Here is a 19,874-nt window from a genome sequence, read left to right as displayed (position 1 = left end):
CATGAACGAGAAGCCCATCACGAAGCAGCGGACCAGCGGCCTTCAGGGGGAACTGCTGAGACTCCTCGCGGAAGCGACACCTTATGACAACGCCGAGCGTTACGCGCGCGTTGAGGCCAACATCCCACGACTTGAAGCAGAGAGTGGGCCGCGAGCGGCGGAGTATGTACGCATCCAGCTCGAGCTCGCGCGAACGAGCACCTCCACCGATGCTGCCATCGAGCGGTACCTGCGCCTTCGAGACGCGGACGTCACTCTGGACTACGTCACCCTCCAGGCAGCCAATGAGATTGCCCGGCTGACGTTCAACAATCCTCGATTTACGCATGAGCAGAATGACTCGCACAGGCGGATGGCGATCGAGCTCGCGCGACGACTGGGCGATCGACGCGGCGAGGTCGTCCTCATGTCCAACTGGATGTCCGCCCTCTTGGAGAGAAGGGACCTGGAAGGAGCGAGAGCGCTCGAACGGCCCATCGAATTGGCGCTCAGCAACCTTTCACCTCAGGAGCGCGAATCGAATCTGATCATCGAGCTCCGCTCCAGGTACGCCGCGCATCGTGCCCGGCTCCATCTCGCGAATGCCAGGAACGCACCTCCCGAGCAACGACAGCCCCACATCGAACAGGCTCGGAGTCTCTACACGGAGGCAGTAGCGCTCGTCCGCAGCGTGGACCATCGGCGGGTCAATACCCAGATTGAGTGGGCGCGGGAATGGACGTCCCTCTTCAAGGACGGGCTCCTTCCCGATGCCACAGAGGCGCGGGCCATCGTCGAAAAGGCCCATCGTGCACTGGATGCTCACGACTGTGAGCCATGCAAGGCATTCTATCAGTACGTCCAGTCCGCCCTGCTCGATGCCCGGGGCGACCGCCTTTTCAACGAAGACCGTCGGCAAGCCGTCGAGCTGTGGAAGGAGGCCTGCCTGGCCCTGAAGGAGAGCACCGCCAGTTACACGAGGAGCGGGCACCATTTCGTCCAGACCAACGATGAGTACCTGGCAAGTCTCGAGGCAAAGCTGACCATGAATACCCATCCTCCACGGATCTTCCTGAGCCACAAGAGCGTCAACAAACCCCGCGTGAGGGAACTCAAGGCAGTCCTCAACGAGCTGGGCTTTGAGGCATGGTTGGACGATGATTCGATGACCGCAGGAGTCGAGCTCACCGCTTCGATCATCGAGGGCATCGAGTCATCCTGCGCGGCGGTGTTCTTCGTGACTCCCGAGTTCACCGATGAGGGTTTCATCGGCAAGGAAATAGCCCATGCAGTCGACTGCAAGCGAAGGAAGGGCAACGACTTCGCCATCATCGCCCTCATCTGGGGAGAGGCCACGTCGGTTCCCGCGTCGCTGCAGGACTATGTGTGCAAGCGGGTCACGAGCGAATTCGAGGCCTTGCGCGAAATCCTCCGGGCACTCCCCGTGCGAGTAGGCTCTGCCGTCTGGAAGAATGCCCCCATCCGGACGTGAACAGGAGCACCTGGACGCTCTCGCGCAGTCTCAACCCTTACATGTGCGGAGCGCGGTCGGTTCTCAGCGGAGCGGAAGAAGGAAGCCGGGCTCCGGAAGACGTCTCCCGCGCAGACGAGCGTCTACTTCCGCAAGAAGCCTACCCTTGGATGGCCCGTGACGGCCGCCAACCTGCGCCTCCGCTTCGATGACGGCATCGATGGGCTGGCGGTTGCCTGGTGCCACGAGGCGCGGGCCACCGAGCCCTTCCCGTGGCGCGACGGTACCGCCGACAACATCATACGGCGAGCGCACCCGCCCCGGGCGGTCCATCCCTTCACCTTCGTCACGGCCATGAGCGAGCTCCAGGACGTCCACTCGGCTGTTCCAGGGCCCCCTCGCCGACGTGCCCCTGCGGAAACTGATGCCAGCGGAGCGCGCGTGCGGGCGAGGCCCACAGCCACGCGCCCGCTCACGATCTTCTACTCGTACTCACACAAGGACGAGCGATTCCGCGACACGCTGGCCACCCACCTCTCGCTGCTACGGCGTGAGGGGCTGCTGGAGGAGTGGCACGACCGCAACATCGACGGGGGAGAGGACTGGCGGCAGGCGATCGACCAACACCTCGAATCGGCGGACATCATCATCTTGCTCGTCAGCGCCGACTTCATTGCCTCCGACTATTGCTGGGGTGTCGAGACGGCGCGCGCGCTGGAGCGGCACCGTGATGGCACGGCACGCATCATCCCTATCGTGGTGCGCCCGACGAATTGGAGCAGCGCGCCCTTCGCGGGACTGCAAGCACTGCCGAGGAACGCCAGGCCCGTGTCGACGTGGCCGAACCGGGACATGGCGTGGATGGACGTCGCAAACGGCATCCGCGAGGTGGTCGAGCAACTCGCCTGCGCTCCCCACGGGGCGGCGGTCGCGAGGGGCTCCCGTGCGAGCAAGCGAAAGAGCACCCTGGAGACGGGACAGGAGGCGCACCCGGAGGCTCCAGCCAAGCCGGTCGCGCAGCATGGCGCAGCGTGGCGCTCCCAGGCCCGTGGCGAGCGAGCGCGGGAGGTCTCATCCCGGGCAGCCACACCGTTGGGGCGCGCCCGCTTCGAGCGGGCGATGCAACGTCCGGCCGAGCGGACGGGGGCACACCCGCAGCGAATCATATTCAGCGCGGGCAAACACCAGGAGCTACCCGGCTCGGTCGTGCGGCGCGAGGGCGACCCGCCGACGGGCGACGCCTCGGTGGACGAGACGTACGACGCCCTCGGGGCGGTGTACATGTTCTTCTGGGACGTCTTCGAGCGCGACTCCTTCGATGGCCAGGGCGCCGAAATCAGAGCCACGGTCCACTACGGCGACCACTACGACAACGCCTTCTGGAACGGAAAGCAGCTCGTCATCGGGGACGGCGATGGCGAGCTGTTCAGCCGCTTCACGGGCGTGGACGTCATCTCGACGGAGTTCATGCGCGGGGTGCTCGAGACCGAGACGTCGCTCCCCTACTGGGGCGAGCCGGGGGCGATCCACAACTCGCTCGGAGAGGTCTTCGGTTTGCTGGTGAAGCAGTACGTGCTTGGCCAGAGGGCGGTGGAGGCCGATTGGCTGATAGGCAGCGAAGTCCTCGGGCCCAAGTTGCAGGGGAAAGGGCTCCGCTCGCTGTCCGAGCCGGGCACGGCATACGACGATCCAGTGTTGGGAAAGGACCCACAACCCGGGCACCTCCGCGGCTATGTACACACCGAGGGGGATAACGGAGGCGTACACATCAACTCCGGAATCCCGAGCCGCGCGTTCTATCTCGCGGCGGTGGCCATGGGGGACCACGCGTGGAGAAGGGCCGGGCGCATCTGGTACGAGACCATTCGGGGCGGGCGACTGGGCAAGCAGACAGACCTCCGGGACTTCGCGCAGCGCACCCTCACGACCGCACACCGCCTGTACGGCGCGGCGAGCGACGAAGCGGCCGCCGTGCAGTTCGGGTGGACGTTGGTGGGGATCGATGCCGGACGCCGGGTTGGCGCCAGAAAACGCCCGGGCCGCCGCGCCCACACAGCCAGGGAGCGCCGGGCCTCGCCTCCTTGACCATGACGGCGCGGGCATATCCCTGCGTGGAGAAGAGCGCCTGCATTCCCCTCCAAGTCCAAGTCTCCCCTCCCGCCAGCAGTTCGATGGCCCGGTCCAGCCCGGCGACCATCCTTTCCGCACCGGGTGCCGTGGGTACTGCTTCAGTCCTTTGACCGGGTGGAGATTCATGCGCCGGCTGCCGCGGGCTGGACGGTGGTGGGGGCGGCCGAAGCGGTAGGCATCACCGAGACCACGGTGCGCACCGTTCGTCGGCGCTACCTCGAGGAGGGGCTCAGTGCGGCTCTCCCAGGAGGTTGCCAGGGAGAGGGAGAGCACCATCGCTCACCAGCGAAGACAGCTCGAAGAGGAGCGTCACTGAGGCGTCTTGCCGGGGGCACGACGCACGGAAAACGAACCGCTGCCGCGGACTCGCCAACATCCCCGGCTTGTGGCAAGAGACGGCGTTCCTGTAGTCGGTGTCCGGCACGACTGGGGCGCAACGATGACGACGCAGGATGCTGGGAGTCCCGCCGAAGAGCTGGCCTGGAGGCGCTACCGGGCCTGGGCCATGACGGCGCGCAAGCTCAAAGCCAAATACCAGCAGGCGTATACGTGGGTCGGAGTGCTCGCCCTCTTGGGGGCCATCGCGGGCATCATCGCACAGCAGTTGGTGTTACCCGATGATTCAATCCTGGGCTGGAACCTGGGATGGGCCAATCGGGCAGTTGCCGTGGTGAGCGTCCTCTGCGTGACGGCGTCCACTTATATGGGGAAGCAACTCCTGGGCACCGAGCGTGAAACGCAATGGGTCCAGGCGCGAGGCATCGCGGAGGCGATCAAGTCGCAGCTCTATCTGTTCTGGATGAGGGCGGACCCCTATCAGGTGTCCGCAACCGATGAGGCGAGCCCCGAGAAGCGGCTGCTCGACAAGGTCGCCGAGCTGGAACAGGTCGGAGTGCAGCTGCCCCGAAGAGAGCCCACTTCGGCCGAAAAGAGCACTCCACCTGCCAGGTCATCGATGACCATCGAGAACTACCTCAAGTTCCGCATCCAGAATCAAATCGACTTCTACCGGGCGCAAGTGAGGAACCACCAGACCCGGCTCGCGGCCTTTCAGAGGGTGGGGTTCGTCCTGGGTCTTATCGGAACGCTCATGGGCGTCTTCGGCGCCTCGGAATCCGGCACCAAGGTGGTGGCCTGGGTCGCGGTGGTGTCGACAGCGGCAATGGGGCTCACGAGCTTCGCTACCGCCGGGCGTCACCAGTACATCATCACCACCTACCGCGCCGCAGCCGATCGGCTGGAATACCTGACGGGGGTGTGGTCGAGCACCGGGAAGACGCCGGAGGACCAGCGCAGGTTCGTCATCGATGCCGAGGCCACGCTTCGTGCCGAGAACGCCGCATGGCTCGTGGAGCAGTCGACTCCCGTTTCGCCCCCAGCGGTGAAATAGCTCGGGCCCCGGCCGTAGAAGATGCGCTCGACGGGCTCGGCCGCACCCCGCTCGGCGCCGCGCTGCGCAAGCGCGTGGGCCACTCGGGGAAGCCCCACGGCCGCACCCCGGAATACGACGCCCTCATCGCCCTGCTGGAGCGCGCGGGAGGCCAGCCGCGCGTCCCCTACGCCCGGAGCGAGGACCCGTTCGCGCCCTTTCCCATCGACACCGCCGCCCTGCGCAACGCGGCGCCGAAGGGCTGGCTCTCCTTCAAAGTCGACGTCGACTCCGCCCAGGAGCTCGCCGCCGGGCTCCACAGCTCCGGCGAACCCGACGAGGCGCTGGCCTTCCTGGCGGCGCTGCGGGACGTGCTCGACGTGCCACCAAGGCACGTGCGCCTCCAGGGACCGCTGACCCTGAAGCACCCCTTCTTCCACCACGGTGACCTTGAGGTGGAGGGCCACCTCTCCATCCAGAAGCCCTTCGCGGTGACGGGCAGCCTCATCGTGCACGGCGTCCTTGCGGATTACGCGAACGACTCCCTCGTCAACGTCCTGGGGGACGTGCGCTGTCACGCGCTCAATACGGACGGCGAGTTCAACGTCCGGGGAGACATCCACGCGCGCGACGTCGTCCTCGGCTACTACAACGACCACCTGTTGTCGGCCGCCGCCATCCACGCGCGCGTCGTCATCGAGGACGAGCACGCCGTCAGCGCCGAGGTCCACGCCGAGCACCACTTCGACATCAACACGTACCGGCAGGGCCACGGGGACGGCGTGCCCGAGCGCCTGCGCGCGCTGTTCGTCGACGAGGTGCTGGATGAGGACGACCCGCTCGACAACAGCGAGCTGGTCGCCCGGCTGCGCAAGGGCCTGCCCGTCTTCCGCGGACAGTCCTGAGCCGCCTCACTCGGGCGCGGCGAGCTCCTCCTCGAAGCTCGTCGCCCCCTCCAGGCTGGACGACGTCAATTCGGAAGGTCGGTGACGACGATGTCGTCCAGATACAGGCTGTCGCCCGCGCCACCTGAATTGCTGTAGATATCCAGATAGGCGTTGGTCGCACCCGCGGGCGCAGTCACGGTTGCAGCAGCCCGCTGCCAGCTGAGAGTCAGGCCATTGAGTGGCACCAGGTCGGTCTGGACGAGGGCCTGGTTGCCGTCAAACCACTTCACACGCAGCGTGACATTCGAGATGGCGCCAGAGCCCTGCTTCGCCATGTAACTGATGCGCTTGTTGCCTGCCGTGGTGGCGAAGCCGGGCCAGTTCGCCGACTGCACGCCCCAGCCCCAGGGGTCGGTAACACTCACCAGCAGGCTGCCCGTCCCGCGATATGCATCCTGGGTGGAGGCTGAAATGCTGGCCGAATACCAGCCCTGCCATTGGCCGACAGAACCCTCACCACCGGCACTGGCGGCGTCGAGGGCGTTTGGCGCAGCACCCACGACCAGGTCATCGAGATAGAAGTACTCCCCGGGACTGCCTGAGCCCGTCAGATAGACCAGGACCGTGCTTGCACCTGCCGGTGCGTCAACCACCGCGGACACCTTCTGCCATGTCGTGGTCAACGCGGGCAGCGTCACCTCGTGAGTCTGGAGGACCGCATGAGTGGCATCCATCCACTTCACGGTCATCTTGGGCGTCAGGCCCGCTCCGGCGCCCAGCTTGCCCCAGAGGCCCAGTGTCTTGACGCCAGGAGTCGTAGCAAAGCCGGGCCAGTTCGCGAGCTGTACGCCCCAACCCCAGGAAGCCGTCACGTCCACCCGGAGGCTGTGCGTACCGGTGTGCGCCTCCTCCGAGGTCCGGGTCAGCGTCTCGGAGTACCAGTCCTGCCACTGGCCGACCGAGCCCTCGAGGGTGGTCGTGTCGGCATCCAGGTCATTGGTGACAGGAACCGGATTGGGAGGCGGCTCGCCTGTGTCGCCTTCAATGGTGCTTCCGGCTTCCTGGTTGTAGGGCGCGGACCGCCAGGCACCGAAGCTGACCGTCTCGCCGAAACCCTTGGCGAAACGCCAGGAACCAAAATACGCGTTGTCATGAAAAACGTTGTTGTTGTTGAACATGACATCGTTCTGCACGCCTGAAACCGTATACGGCGACCAGGGCATGTTGTCAGCGCCGGTGGCATAGAGGGCCTGCACGCCGCAGTAGGTTCCGGCACACGGCACGACGGCGCGGTCGAAGTGGAACTCGTTGTTGTTCACCTCGATGTTCTTGGAGTGCCAGCGGCAGTCCGTCTTGTAGGGTTCGCCAGCCACCTGCGTGTAGCAGGCGTGTGTGTCGCTGATAGGATTCGGGTAGTCGTAGCTGCGCGGCTCCTCCGGAATCAGGGTCGGGGTGATGAACGGCGTGCAATACCCCTTGCTGGTGTTGCCGTTGGAGTTACAGAAACGGTTGGCGTTCTCGTAGATTGAAATGCCCGAGAAGTTGTCCTCGAAGGAGTTGGCGTACACCCGAAGCTTCGGGGCTCCGCTGACAGCAGAGGCCAGCCGCGCGTCTCCGCCCGACTCCGACAGGTAGATGGCCGGACCGGGCGAGCCCAGGTTCCTGTTGCCGCTCACCCAGGCGTTGCGACGAAGGGTGTTGTTGCGGATGGTGGCGTTGTAGCTGATCTCGTACCAGATGCCTTCGCCATCGTTGTTCTCGATGTAGTTGCCTTCGAAGAGGAAGTCGATGTTGTTGGTGTCCGCCCACAGGCCGGTGCCCCTGTTGTCGTGGACCCAGTTGTTGGTCACCCGCGCGCCACTGACATCCCAGAACTTGCCGCCGCCGGTACAGCCACAGCCCTCGATGCGGCTCTCCCAGTCGTCGGTGTTGTTGCCGGTGATTTCGTTGTGGTCCAGGACGATGTTCTTGATGGCGGAGTCCCCCTCCACCGGCGGCTTGAACATGCTGAAGCCGTACTGCCCGTTGTCCTTCAAGCAGTTGTAGCGGACGACATTGCCGGTGCCCAGGAAGACACCCGCGCCATCACTCCCTGAGATGGTGTTGTACTCGATGGTCCAGCCCATTCCGGAGTCGTGGTTGACCACGCCTTCATTGTTGTTATCCAGGCCGCGGCCGAAGTTCCTGATGGTCAGGTACCTGATGGTGACGTTCGGGACATCACCCGTGAAGGCGTACAGGTTGAGGTTCCGCCCGTCGATGATTGCCCCGGGCGCACCGAGGTATGTCGTATTGGCGCGGGCGACAATCTGGCCATAGACGTCGTTGGCCAGGGTGTGCACACCCGATTCAAACCAGAATGTCGCACCCGGTTGGTTGAAGTTGAAGCCGCTGTTGTCACCGGCCGGAACCGTCACCGCACCTGCTGGCGCGCTACTCGGGCCGCTCAAGAGCGCGGTGTTGCCGCAGATTTGAGCCGGCGGCGTCGTTGGCCAGGGCGGCGTCTCCGCCAGCCCCGTCCCGCCACTCTGCACTGGGAATGCCAGGCCGGCCACGAAGAACCCACGCAGCATCAGGCTCGCAACGTGACTCCTCGCGCTGCTGAAGAATGCGGAGACAACACGATTGTGCTCGCCCCCATCGACGCCCTCTTCTGAATATGGAATTGCCATTCATACGAGGCTGACACATTTAAAACATGCCCGTCAATAACTGTCATCAATGCAGCCCCAGCGGAGGCCTGCTCACTGATTGGAATTCCTCATGGGCTCGCGAATTCCACCAGGGATTGAAGCCCACCCGCGTCAACGCACCACATGGTGCGTTGAATCCACCTGGGGCACTCGCTAAAGGCTATTCATATTGAAATCTTCTCGAATCATCGCGGCTGGACTCCGCAAATGGGCTGTTGAATGTGTCGCCAACCTGGGTCGCGTTCCCCCGGTGGGGGCCACCGTGTTCGTCGGTGCCGTGAAGGTCGGTGGGGCGACCGTCATGGACGGTAGGGACCGCCGGGAACACCCCACCCCCACACGGGCATGGGCGCATGAGAGTCCACGGTCGCGCCGCCCTGGGAGTTGATGACGGCGAGCCGGGAGCCCCACTCGATATAGGCGACGAACGCCGAGCGGAACTCGGGGTCCGCCGGCAGCTCCGTCTCATCGGCGGTATCGAGGAGCAACTGAGACCACCGCCGACGCTGCTCCTCCGTCAGATGTCGGTCGAGGTGATGACGAATCATCTCCGGGTGGCCGCCCTTCTCGGCGCTGTAGTGCGCGGGCCCGCCCAACACCTCCCCCAGGAAGAGGGCGACGTGAGCCGGGTGCGCCGCGGACATCCGTGCGAAGACGGGGCCCAGGAGCGCGTCAGCGCGCACGCGCTCGTAGAACCGTTCGGTCAGCCGGGCGAGCGCCTCGGCACCTCCGGCCCACGCGTACAGCGATGGCACCGAGGCACCTCCAGTGGCCCCGTTCCCCTCGCTGGAGACTTCAGGTCGGATGGACTCCACAGTCACGTCGGGCTCCGTGTTCGAGGCGGGATTGGACCAGGTCGCTGAGCTCGAGATTCGAGCGCGTGTCCCCGACCGTGGCAACAGTTCTTGCACAGCGCGCCACCCTCCGCGCCTCAGGCATTGAGCCGTAACTCCCTGCAGGTCCGTCCCCCGCGTTGCCCCGTCGTCTCCGACTGGGCTAAGACTGGCCGTGCCAGCTTGCTGAACGCCGGGTCCGGGGCCCTGGCGAGTGGGGAGCGCAATGAATCAGCCCGAGGCGGCTTTCGAGGCGGTCCCTCCCACCGCGGCAAGCCACTTCCGGCTGCACTGGTTCGCCGCCGTCTCGCGGGTGCTCGCACGCACCAGCGACTTCGACGGGTTCCCCTTCCTCGCCGGCTACCACGACGAGCTGGCCACACTGGGCGCGGCCGGGCGAGACGACGCGTGGTGGCAGGCCGCCCTCTCCACCTGGGAGCGGCGCGTCCCCGGCCACCTGCCCACGCGCGCCCTGCGCGAGGCCGCGGGACTGGACCACCGGGCCCTCACCCTCCTCTTCTGCGTCGGCCTCACGGAAGAGGACGCCCGCTTCGGCCTTCTCTTCGAGCACCTCCAAGCCGCTCCCGGCGTGCACCGCCCGACGCTGGGACTCCTCCACGCGTGGTGGAACGCCGACGGCGGCGAGGCCCGCGCCGCCCTGGAGCCCCTCCGCGAGGCCGGCCTCCTGCGCGTCACGAATCCCGACGCGCCCCGCATCGAGTGGGCCTTCGAGGTGCCGGGCACCCTCTGGGACGCGCTGCGCGGCGACGTGCGCCCACGCCCCCTCCCGTGGCTGCGCCATCGCCCGGCGTCGGAGCTGCTGGAGCCCTCACAGCTCATCCTCCCGGACGCGCTGCGCGACACCGTCGAGCGGCTGCCTCCCCTGCTGACCCGGCGCGAGGTGCGCACCCTGCTGGTGCGCGGGCCGCGCCACGGCGGACGGCGCACGCTGGTGGGCGCCCTCGCCCGCTCGCTGGGACGCGGCCTGCTGGAGGTGGAGCTGCCCTCGCCTCGCAACGACGAGCACGCGCGCCTGGCCGGCACGCTGGCCACGCTGCTCCACGCCGTGCCCGCCGTCGTCGTCGACCCCGCTCCCGGTGAGGTCAGCGAGCTGCCCCGGCTCGGCGCCTGTGATGCGCCCGTGGCCGTGGTGCTGGGCCGCTTCGGCGGCGTGGGTGGCACCGTGGAGCGCGCCATTACCCTGACGCTGGAGACGCCCGACCCGACGGCCCGCCGCGCGCACTGGCTCCGCGCGGGCGCCGTGGAGGAGGCCGAGCTCGACACCCTCTCCACGCGCTTCCGGCTGAGCAGCGGCCACATCCACGCCGCCGCGGAGCTGGCCCGCTCGCAGGCGGCGCTCGCCGGACGGAGCGCCATCACCGCCGGGGACGTGCGCCGCGCCGTGGGCGGGCTCGACCGGCAGGCGCTCGACGCACTCGCCACGCGCCTGGAGACGGGCGGCGACTGGAGCGAGCTCGCCGTCGCCGCCGACGTGCAGCGCGAGCTCATCCACCTGGAGAGGCGGTGCAGCCAGCGCGAGCGACTCCAGGGCGCCGTCGGTCCTTCCCTCGGACGGCAGCTCCATTCCGGCGTGCGGGCGCTGTTCCGAGGGCCCAGCGGCACCGGCAAGACACTGGCCGCGCGCCTGCTCGCGGCGAAGCTGGGCATGGAGCTCTACAAGGTCGACCTCTCCAGCGTCGTGAACAAATACATCGGCGAGACGGAGAAGAACCTCAACCGCATCTTCTCGCTCGCCGAGGAGCTGGACGTGGTCCTCCTGTTCGACGAGGGCGACGCGCTGCTCGCCAGGCGCACCGCCGTGCAGACCGCGAACGACCGCTACGCGAACCTGGAGACCAACTACCTCCTGCAGCGCATCGAGTCCTTCGAGGGCATCATGCTCCTCACCACCAACACGGGCGACCAGATAGACACCGCCTTCGCCCGGCGCATGGACGTCACCGTGGACTTCCGCGCTCCCGACGCCGCCGAGCGCTGGGGCATCTGGCAGCTCCACCTGCCCGTCGGCCACGCCGTGGACCCGCAGTTCCTCCACGAGGTGGCCGCGCGCTGCGGGTTCTCCGGCGGACAGATACGCAACGTGGTCCTGCACGCGGCCAGCCTCGCGCTCGACGATGGGGGTACCATGGATACCGAGCACCTCGACGCGGCCATCCAGCGGGAGTACCGGAAGTCCGGCGGCATCTGCCCGCTGAAGCGCAACGTGGGCACCATCCGGAGCGTGCGCGGATGAGCAACGGAACCCGGACGACCCGACAGGCCGCGCCCGCGCCCGCCGCCTCGCGCCCCTCGCCGTCGCGAGCGGCCGCACCGGCCGGCGCCGCCTCACGGCTGGGCAGCGCCCCGTTGGTGCGACTGACGCCACAGCCGGTGGGCGGCACCCTGTCCATTGGCGAGGTGGACCTCTCCTCGGGACAGCTGGTGATTCCGGAGGCCACCGCCGCCGAGGCGAAGCCCGGACGCGACCTGGAGGTGCCCGTGCGCCTGCCCGGGCTCGCCGAGGGCGCCATCAAGGTCCGCAAGCGCGGAGAGACGTTCAGCACCACCGGCGCCGGCACCGCCATCCGCCTGAGCCATCCCGCGCTCGCGCCCCTCGCGGACCAGGTGCCCACCGTGCTGGTGGTCGTCGTGAAGGAGAACGTCGTCACCGGCTGGGTGGGCGTCGGGCAGCCGGGCCCGGTGCGCGGCACGCGGCGCTCGCTCGTGGATGGAATGGTTCGGGCCACCGAGGCGCTCGGCCTGCTGGGGATGACGCGCATCACCGTCCCCCGGGTGGTCAACGAGTTCACCACCGGGCACATCAACGTCGCCGTGGAGAACCTGGGCTTCCGCCTGGGCGGCTACCTCGAGGGCACCGGCTCCCTGAAGCTGGACAACCAGGCGCTACAAGTCGAGGGCGGCGCGAAGATTGAAATCCCGGGCGGCTCCGGGGGCGAGCTGCGCGTGCGCCGGGGCTCGGACGGCAAGCTGGGTGGGGACTTGCGCATCTCCGTCGCCATCGGCCCGGCGTCGGGCGCGGTGGTGGCACGGCTGGCGGACGGCTTCGTCCACGTCCAGGGCACGGTGGGGTACCGCAGCGAGCGCATGAGCGGCACCATCACCCTCATCTCCACCGACGAGCGCACCGCGAAGGACCTCACCACGCGGACCGACCTGGACCCGTCAGCGCTGCCCGTCGCGCAGCCCGGGCCGGACAATCCGCCCAAGCCGGGCAAGCGCGCCTTCTGCGGCTGGGGCGAGCTGTCCATCACCCTGACGCCGTGGCTGTCGGGCCGGGCGCGAGTGCTCGTCAACAGCCAGGCGCAGGCGACCATCATCGGAGAGGTCCGCCCGCAGAAGGAGCTCATCCTCTTTCCGGAGAAGGAGTGGAACAAGCGCCTGTTCCGCCTGGAGATTCGCGCGAGCTACGGCGTGCCCGTCATCGGCACGGTGGGCGTGTTCGCCAACATCGGGCTGGAGGCCCTGGCGAAGGTGGGGCCCGGCAAGATTCACAACATGAGCGCCACCGGGCAGTTCTCCACGGACCCACGCGTGGAGAACCTGTTCACCCTCCAGGGCTCGCTCAACATCTCCGCCTTCGCCGGGCTGCGCCTGCGCGCCGAGGGCGGCGTCGTCATCACCATCCTCGGACACGACCTCAAGGCCGGCGTGGGGCTGAACGCGCTGGCCGGCGTCCGCGGCTACGTGGACGCGACGCCGCGCATCGGCCGGCGGATGAACGCGGCCGGGCGTCCCGAGTGGTTCATCGGCGGCCACATGGAGATTGCCGCGCAGCCGTTCCTGGGCTTCAGCGGGGATTTGTTCGTCGAGCTGGACTCGCCCTGGTGGTCGCCCGCGCCGGACAAGAAGTGGACGTGGCCGCTGTTCAGCCTGGAGTACCCGCTGCCGGGAGAGTTCGGCATCGGCGCGGACGTGGACTACGTGCTCGGCTCCCGCACCTGGCCCACCATCGAGTTCGGCGAGGTGGACTTCGACTCCAGCAAGTTCATGACGGACCTGCTGGCCGACGACGTGCCGAAGGGGGGCGGCGGCGAGCGGCGCAAGCCCGGCACCTGGCGCGAGGGCACGGGCGGCGGCGCTCCGGGCGGCGCGCGCGGCGGGAAGGGGCGCGGCGGGCGCGGCGAGAGCACCGAGAGCTTCGATGGCCCCATCGGGGAGACGATGACGTTCTCCGACGGGAAGGAGTCCCACCGACTCTTCATCAAGGAGGAGGCCCGCGGCACGACGCCGATGATGGCCAGCAGGGAAGAGGCCATCGACGCGAAGATTGCGGGCTGGCAGGCCAACGTGAAGCTGATGGCCGCCGCGGATGTGCCGACCTTCAACGGGCTGCTGCCGCAAATCCGGGAGGGCGCGCGGGCGCTCGACACGCTCACCGACGAGCAGAAGGCGCTGAAGGAAGCGGAGAAGAACGCCGCGGCCACGCACAAGCGGGAGGGCAGCAAGCCCCGCAAGCGCGCCGGGCAGAACCAGCGCAAGAAGCCTTCGGAGCTGAAGAAGCGCGTGAATGTGGCGCAGGCCACGCTGAAGAACCTGCTGGCGCGGGCGACCCGGCTGGTCGCCGATGACCCGTTCACCCCCATCAAGGTCTCCGCGCCGATGCAGGGCGGCAGCGAGCCGGTGGAGGTGCGTCAGCAGGCCCAGGCCGCGCGGCTCTTCGTCTCCGGCGCCGACGAGTCGACGGCCATCATCCAGGTGGCCACGGCCGCACCGCTGGCCTCGTCCTTCGACAGGTCCGGGCTGAACCTCGTGCGCGCCACCGGTATCGGCGTCCAGCAGCAGGCACGGAACATCCGCCCCGCCGCCATCATCGCCGGGCGCATCAACCGGCGCGTGCGCGCGTCGCTGGACCGGCCGGTGAACGAGGTGGTCCGTCTCGTCGGCAGGATTGGCAGCACCATGCGCATCGCGAACCTCGCGCGCGCGATGCGCATCCAGGCGGTGACGCCGCGCAGGGTGACCTTCAAGGCAGAGCCCAAGCGCTATCCCCCCGATTCGAAGTACCCAGGCAAGGCCTACCGCAAGCTGTTCCGCGAAGAGATGGCACGCCAGGTCCAGATGCAGCAGGCGGGCATCAACCGCTTCACCGTCGACCGGTGGCTGAAGAACCTCACGGTCTTCAGCATGGATGAGCGCATCTACACGAAGCTGGACAAGGGCGGGCGCAGCGCCGTGCTGAAGGAGCTCAACGAGCGCGCGGCCGCGGCGCTGCGCCGCGCCAACGAGAACCTGGCCCGGCTGGAGAAGCGGCGCCAGCGGCTGGAGGCGGAGCGCGCCCTCATCCAGAACGTCGACTTCGAGCTGGAGGGGCTCCGCGTCCTGCTGACCCAGTACGTCGATGCCGACCTGCTCGAGGTGGAGCGGCGCATCAACCTCACCAACATCAAAATCGAGCTGGCCGAGAAGAACACGGACCAGCTCCTCAAGGCGCAGGGTACGAGCGACTTCATGGTCGTAGAGCTCAACGACCAGGGCGAGACGGTCCGCCGTCCCCCGAGGAAGGACGAGCTGCGCCCCATCCGCGACGTCCGCAAGACTCCGAGTGGCAGGGACCGCGTCCGCTACTACGATTTGCGCATCATCGGGCGCCAGGGCGCGGAGCATAAGTTCCGCGACCGGATTCGAAAGGGCTTCGACCCGCTGGCCAAGAGCCTCCCCCTGTGGAGGAAGTTCAGCCAGCTGCCCAAGGGGTTCCGCGACCTCGCGATTCTGCACAACCCCGACCAGGTCGCGGGTGGCGAGGACACCTTCCCGAAGCTCGATATCCCGGAGGGCAAGGACTACAAGGACGAGAGCTGGCAGAAGTTCTTCGACCAGATGCAGCAGTACGTCGGACTCTCCATCGTGAACAGCCACATCGGCCTTCAGTGGAAGAAGGACATGAGCGACCAGGGGCTCCGGATGATGGAGCTGCTGAAGGCGGAGTCGCGTCCCATCTGGAAGAACAACTTCGTGTTCCTCATGAAGCCGCCAGCGGGAGCGCCCTGAGATGACACCGCTGGCGGAGCAGTTCATCCGGGGCCTGGGGCGCCCGGCTCCCGCGACGCAGAACGCCATCCACTTCCAGGAGGAGTTCGTCAACATGCTCTGGGAGAGCGTGGCGCCCGACGTGGGCGCCGGCTGGTTCCTGGACCGCTTCGTCTACCTGTTCGGCCCCGGGCTGGAGCGGCTGCACCGCTGCCTGGACGCGTGGCCGGCGCTCGTCCCGCCGAATCATCCGGACCGGATGGTGCTCGGGTACAACGTCCACGGCGCCATCCTGGTGCTGGAGAACGGCAACAGCGCGGTGCCCCAGGTGTACCTGCTGGAGCCCTACGTCGGGGCGTACTGGACGCACGAGGACATCGCCTTCGAGAACCTGCTCGGCATGTGGCTCCCGGAGCGGCGGCTGCCGTACTTCCTCGACACGGACGTCTACGAAGCGTGGCGCGGGCTGACGGGCAGGTACCTCCCCGAGGACACGATTCTTGCGCCGAAGGTCCCGAGAGACCTGGGCGGCGAGCGGACACTGGAGAACTTCCAGGTGGAGGACCTCTTCGAGTTCCACGAGAGCGCCGGCGCCATCCACGCGAAGGCGGCCGCGCGGGTGAAGCAGGCCGCGAAGAAGCCCCCCGGGCCCGGGGGGCGCAAGCGATGACGACCCCACCGCGACTTCCGAGCTACCTGCACGGCCTCCCCTTCCACCTGGCGCCGCGCACCACACCCCTCAGCGAGCGCGAGAGGCGGGTGGCGGCGGCGCGCGCGGGGGACGCGCAGGCGGCGATGGAGGCCGCGTCCATGCTGTTCGCCGGAGAGGAGGGGCCGGTGGACGTGCCGCTCGCCACCGAGCTGCTGCGGGGCGCGGCGGAGCGGGGCTCGGTGGAGGCGCTGCTGATGCTGGGCGGAATGCTGTGGGGCCTCGACGGGCACGAGCGCGAGGGCGTGAGGTGGCTGCAGGAGGCGGCTGCTCACGGCGCGGCGGAAGCCATCTATGTCCTGGGAATGGCGTGCGCGCGCGGCCGGGGCCTGCCGCGTGACTTGGAGCTGGCGCGCCGCTTCCTGGAGCATGCGGAGCGCTCGGGCATCCTGGAGGCGCGGGACGAGCTGGCGCGGATTCCTCCTCCGAGCTGAGGCGGGGCTGCGCTGCGGGGAGAGTATCGCCCTGGAGCAGACGGACGTGGACTTCTCCCGTGGCGTCATCCACGTTCAGCGGCTGGCTGGGCACCAGAACCTCACCACCACTCAGCGGTACATGCACCTGAGCCCGGCGGCCAGGTCAGCGGCGATCTGGATCTGAAGGGCCAGAGCAGGAGGCCCAAAATGAAACGGGCTGGAGACCTTGCGATCTCCAGCCCGCTTCAATGACGTGGTCGGGGAGACAGGATTTGAACCCGTGGACACGGGGTGCCCTAAACTCGCGACGGCGCACGCCTTTCGCTGAGTCGTGAATGAGTCCGGGCACTTCGAGCCCACGGGCCTGTCCCCGCCAGTCCCGCCTGTCGCCCGGAGTCTCCTCCAGTCTTGGAGACATCCTGGAGACAGGACCAGGGGAGCATGATCCTCCAGGAACATTCGTGAGAGCCCAACGGTAGAGTGTGCCGTGGCAAGATGAGGCTGGGGAGGGCAGGTGGAAGAACGTAGGTGGGCGTGCCCGCAGGTACGTTGGGAACTGCTGAAGGATGATGCGGGCTTGCTCTTCGACGTCCTCACCCTCCTTTTGGGCGTGCTGCGCTCGCCCTGCATCGTCGAAAGGCACGGCGGTAGGGCCAGCGTGGTGGGCAAGGTCAGGGCCGTGTTGCTCATCCGGTTCTTCGGCTCGAACCTACAGGTGACGCCGCACTTCCATCCGCTGGTGCCGGACGGCGTCTTCGCGCCGGACGAGGACGGTGTGCGCGTCGAGACGTTGCTGCCGCTCACTCAACGAATTTGAATTCCACCAGATACTGCGGCCCTACTGAGGGAAACCGTCTCAAGAGCCCGACGCCCGTGGTGCGTGAGTGCTCACGCGACGAGGTCACCCCGTACGTTCGAGCACTGTCGCGTGGCGACTTTCTTGCCCCGCCAACTGCCGCACGGTAGGCAACCATCCGACTCGCGTCGTCCCCGTGCCCAGGAGACTTACATGCTGTTCCCGATCGAGTCGGTGAAGATTGAGAACTTCCGTGGGCTGAGAGACGTCACGCTCACCCTCGATCCTCACGTGACCGTGCTCTTTGGTTCGAACGCCTCAGGCAAGACCTCGGTCCTGGATGCGGTGGCCCTCGCCCTCGCGGCGTATCCCCATCGCCTCGGGAGGAGGGAGAGCCGCCGGTTCGGGAAGGGAGACCTGCGCCTACCGTGGCTCGACCGTCCCGACGTGGAGGAGCGGAGGGGGGTTGAAGCGGCCTTTGCGCAGATTGAAGTCCGCACGCGCGCTGCGTGCTGGGGGGTGCACCACCAGCGCACCTGGACCGAGGTGGATCCCGCTGGCTTAATGAGCACGACAAAACTGGATGCACTCGTCGACACATGGGCTTCGACGCAGGCGGCGCAGCCGCGTGGTGCGTCCGGCGAGGCTCTTCCACTAGTGGCGGCCTACGGAACCGAAAGGGCCGTCATCGCGATTCCGGAGCGCGAGCGGAACTTTGCGGAGGAGGTCGACCGGCTTGAGGCGCTCGACGATGCACTCACTGCGAACTTGAGCTTCAAGGCCGTCTTCGAATGGTTCCAGATCGAGCAGTACGAAGAATTCGAGGAGCGTTCCAAACGACGTGACTTCGATTACGTCCGCCCCGCGCTCCAGTGGGTCCGTCGTGCGGTCGAGAGGTCGCAACTTCGCTGTCGCAACCCACGGGTGGAGACGCGCCCTATCAGGATGATGGTCGACTTCGAGCATGACCTTGGCACCATCGCGGAGCATGGAGTCCCGCCGACTGAGCCGCTCGACATTACCTCGCTTTCAGATGGTTACCGGACACACTTTGCGCTTGTCGTCGACATTGCTAGGCGCATGGTTCAGTTGAATCCGAGCGATGATCTGAATGACCCCGTTCGCGGGACCAACACCGAGGCCGTCATCCTCATCGACGAAGTAGACCTACACCTCGACCCAGTCTGGCAGGGGCGGGTGGTTGCCGGGCTGCGCGCTGCGTTTCCGAACGCGCAGTTCGTGCTCACCACGCACTCGGAACAGGTGCTCGGCTCGGTTGAGGCGAAGTGCGTGCGCAAGCTCGTCTGGAGCGGCGGGGAAATGGCTGTGGAGTCCGTGCCATTCGCACAGGGAGCGACCGGTGAGGAGATCCTCGTCGAGCTGATGGGCGTCCCCGTCCGCGTCCCTGGCCCGGTGACAAAAGAACTTGAGGAGTATGCGGCGCTCGTGGGGCAAGACCGCGCCGACTCGCCCGAAGCCAAGGCGCTGCGCAAGAGCCTTGACGAAGCGCTTCCCGGCACCACGGCTCTCGAGACGCTCGATCTCGACATCGAGCGACGCGAGCTTCTGGCGAGGTTTCAGAAGGACGACAAATGAAGCGCGTGCGTCGTCTTGCCGCTACACCTCCGCTGCTCCAGGTCTGGCTCGGCGCCAATCCGGCCGCAGCGACGGCGCCCGGAGAACAGGCGAAGGCGATCTGGAATCAGTTCAAAAGCGACCCGGCGTATCGGGAGCTTCTCGACGAACTCGTCAAGCTGCAACGCGGGCTCTGCTGCTACTGCGAACAGCGTGTCACAAAGGCAGACGGATCGCTCGTCACAAACGACTACCAAGTGGAGCATGTCTTAGCGAAGTCCGGAGGTCCCGGCCGCGTCGTCGACGCGACGAACTTGGTGCTCGCCTGCGGCGGCGGGACATGGGCCCATCACACTGACGATTCACGATTCGCGAAGCCGATCGACGCGAACATGTCCTGCGGGCAGAAAAAGGATGATCTAGATCTCGGCACCGGCTGTGACCCGCGGACGTTCCCGACGTGGGCTCGGCTCACCACAGTCGACACACTCGGAGTCATCTCGGCCGATATCGCCGCGTGCAGTGCGGTGGGCGTCGACCCCATCGTTCTTAACGACACGATGAACCGAGTGTTGAACCTTAACTCCGAACGATTGAAGCGCGTCAGGGCGAAGCTCGTTAAAGACCTCGTATCTTGGCTGAATCCTATGTTGAAGGAGCTCCTGACCGACGACCACGCGACGGCAGGCGACCATGCCGCTGGTCTCGCGATTCTGACACAGAGCCGCCTCCGCCCGAATGGCGCCGGGCACCTGCGTGCTTTCTGGAGCGTTTGGAGACAGTACCTTGAGCCAAGCTCAGAAGATTGGGTGGCGGCAAACGACGCGCTCCTCTGACGAGGCTGCAGGAAATGAGAAACCCACGAGACAGGCATCCCGTAGAGCCGATGCGCTGGAGTGACCGGTGAGCGTCAAGGAAGATGTCGCGTGAGAGGATTCAGCCGATGCGCTTCATCTCCTGGACGGCCGGGGTGAGGTTCGGAGAGGGGCCGAGACGGACAGGGCCCGCTGGCGTCCAGTCGCGCGTGT

Annotated in this window: 13 protein-coding genes and 1 pseudogene; 12 read left to right on the top strand and 2 right to left on the bottom strand. The window is 67.0% G+C overall.

Going from position 1 to position 19,874, the window contains the following annotated elements; all coding sequences use genetic code 11:
• Window position 1 precedes the first annotated feature (1 nt).
• From G4D86_RS46040 to G4D86_RS46020, 5 genes and pseudogenes are all read left to right on the top strand, one after another.
• A complete protein-coding gene (locus G4D86_RS46040) occupies window positions 2-1,471 on the top strand; it encodes a toll/interleukin-1 receptor domain-containing protein (RefSeq protein WP_164001718.1) in 1,470 nt (489 codons plus the stop codon).
• 156 nt (window positions 1,472-1,627) lie between these two features.
• Window positions 1,628-3,535, top strand: a complete 1,908-nt coding sequence (locus tag G4D86_RS46035; protein ID WP_164001716.1) for a M4 family metallopeptidase — start codon at window positions 1,628-1,630, stop codon at window positions 3,533-3,535.
• Window positions 3,536-3,661: 126 nt separating this feature from the next.
• Window positions 3,662-3,805: pseudogene (locus G4D86_RS54420) on the top strand (helix-turn-helix domain-containing protein); the annotation flags it as partial.
• Between the two features lie 214 nt (window positions 3,806-4,019).
• On the top strand, window positions 4,020-4,970 hold the full coding sequence (locus G4D86_RS46025) for a DUF4231 domain-containing protein (protein ID WP_240360859.1): 951 nt from the start codon (window positions 4,020-4,022) through the stop codon (window positions 4,968-4,970).
• On the top strand, window positions 4,922-5,854 hold the full coding sequence (locus G4D86_RS46020; RefSeq protein WP_205520366.1) for a hypothetical protein: 933 nt from the start codon (window positions 4,922-4,924) through the stop codon (window positions 5,852-5,854). Before G4D86_RS46025 ends, G4D86_RS46020 begins: the two co-directional genes overlap by 49 nt.
• Window positions 5,855-5,919: 65 nt before the next feature.
• Here G4D86_RS46020 and G4D86_RS46015 read toward each other — a convergent pair whose 3' ends face one another.
• Window positions 5,920-8,508, bottom strand: a complete 2,589-nt coding sequence (locus G4D86_RS46015) for a right-handed parallel beta-helix repeat-containing protein (RefSeq protein ID WP_164001710.1) — start codon at window positions 8,506-8,508, stop codon at window positions 5,920-5,922.
• Window positions 8,509-8,828: 320 nt separating this feature from the next.
• Complete coding sequence (locus G4D86_RS46010; RefSeq protein ID WP_164001708.1) at window positions 8,829-9,284, bottom strand: group II truncated hemoglobin; 456 nt, start codon at window positions 9,282-9,284, stop codon at window positions 8,829-8,831.
• Between the two features lie 304 nt (window positions 9,285-9,588).
• On the opposite strand from G4D86_RS46010, the gene G4D86_RS46005 reads away from it, so the two are divergent.
• The 7 genes from G4D86_RS46005 (at window position 9,589) to G4D86_RS45970 (ending at window position 19,682) form a co-directional block, all read left to right on the top strand.
• Window positions 9,589-11,616 (top strand): ATP-binding protein, encoded by a 2,028-nt coding sequence (locus G4D86_RS46005; protein WP_164001706.1) that lies wholly within the window; start codon window positions 9,589-9,591, stop codon window positions 11,614-11,616.
• On the top strand, window positions 11,613-15,371 hold the full coding sequence (locus G4D86_RS46000; protein ID WP_164001704.1) for a hypothetical protein: 3,759 nt from the start codon (window positions 11,613-11,615) through the stop codon (window positions 15,369-15,371). Before G4D86_RS46005 ends, G4D86_RS46000 begins: the two co-directional genes overlap by 4 nt.
• A 1-nt stretch (window position 15,372) precedes the next feature.
• Complete coding sequence (locus G4D86_RS45995) at window positions 15,373-16,020, top strand: hypothetical protein (protein ID WP_164001702.1); 648 nt, start codon at window positions 15,373-15,375, stop codon at window positions 16,018-16,020.
• Window positions 16,017-16,493 carry a tetratricopeptide repeat protein gene (locus tag G4D86_RS45990; RefSeq protein WP_164001700.1) on the top strand — a complete coding sequence of 159 codons (477 nt, stop codon included), beginning with the start codon at window positions 16,017-16,019 and terminating at the stop codon, window positions 16,491-16,493. Before G4D86_RS45995 ends, G4D86_RS45990 begins: the two co-directional genes overlap by 4 nt.
• Window positions 16,494-17,052: 559 nt before the next feature.
• Window positions 17,053-17,292, top strand: coding sequence for a transposase (locus G4D86_RS45980; RefSeq protein WP_164001699.1), 240 nt, complete (start codon window positions 17,053-17,055; stop codon window positions 17,290-17,292).
• 192 nt (window positions 17,293-17,484) lie between these two features.
• The gene (locus G4D86_RS45975) at window positions 17,485-18,867 is read left to right on the top strand and encodes an AAA family ATPase (protein ID WP_164001696.1); all 1,383 of its coding nucleotides are present in this window, start codon (window positions 17,485-17,487) and stop codon (window positions 18,865-18,867) included.
• Complete coding sequence (locus G4D86_RS45970) at window positions 18,864-19,682, top strand: HNH endonuclease family protein (RefSeq protein ID WP_164001694.1); 819 nt, start codon at window positions 18,864-18,866, stop codon at window positions 19,680-19,682. Before G4D86_RS45975 ends, G4D86_RS45970 begins: the two co-directional genes overlap by 4 nt.
• The last annotated feature ends 192 nt before the right edge of the window (window positions 19,683-19,874 follow it).

This window comes from Pyxidicoccus caerfyrddinensis (assembly GCF_010894405.1).
Taxonomy (GTDB): Bacteria; Myxococcota; Myxococcia; order Myxococcales; family Myxococcaceae; genus Myxococcus; species Myxococcus caerfyrddinensis.
This window is presented reverse-complemented; position numbering and strand designations above follow the sequence as displayed.

What these genes read in the sequence shown, in the direction of transcription:
- G4D86_RS45995 (WP_164001702.1), top strand. Translation starts at nt 15,373, where the DNA reads ATGACACCGCTGGCGGAGCAGTTCATCCGGGGCCTGGGGCGCCCGGCT.
- G4D86_RS46025 (WP_240360859.1), top strand. Translation starts at nt 4,020, where the DNA reads ATGACGACGCAGGATGCTGGGAGTCCCGCCGAAGAGCTGGCCTGGAGG.
- G4D86_RS46015 (WP_164001710.1), bottom strand. Translation starts at nt 8,508, where the DNA reads ATGGCAATTCCATATTCAGAAGAGGGCGTCGATGGGGGCGAGCACAAT.
- G4D86_RS45970 (WP_164001694.1), top strand. Translation starts at nt 18,864, where the DNA reads ATGAAGCGCGTGCGTCGTCTTGCCGCTACACCTCCGCTGCTCCAGGTC.
- G4D86_RS46040 (WP_164001718.1), top strand. Translation starts at nt 2, where the DNA reads ATGAACGAGAAGCCCATCACGAAGCAGCGGACCAGCGGCCTTCAGGGG.
- G4D86_RS46005 (WP_164001706.1), top strand. Translation starts at nt 9,589, where the DNA reads ATGAATCAGCCCGAGGCGGCTTTCGAGGCGGTCCCTCCCACCGCGGCA.
- G4D86_RS45975 (WP_164001696.1), top strand. Translation starts at nt 17,485, where the DNA reads ATGCTGTTCCCGATCGAGTCGGTGAAGATTGAGAACTTCCGTGGGCTG.
- G4D86_RS46000 (WP_164001704.1), top strand. Translation starts at nt 11,613, where the DNA reads ATGAGCAACGGAACCCGGACGACCCGACAGGCCGCGCCCGCGCCCGCC.
- G4D86_RS46020 (WP_205520366.1), top strand. Translation starts at nt 4,922, where the DNA reads ATGGCTCGTGGAGCAGTCGACTCCCGTTTCGCCCCCAGCGGTGAAATA.
- G4D86_RS45990 (WP_164001700.1), top strand. Translation starts at nt 16,017, where the DNA reads ATGACGACCCCACCGCGACTTCCGAGCTACCTGCACGGCCTCCCCTTC.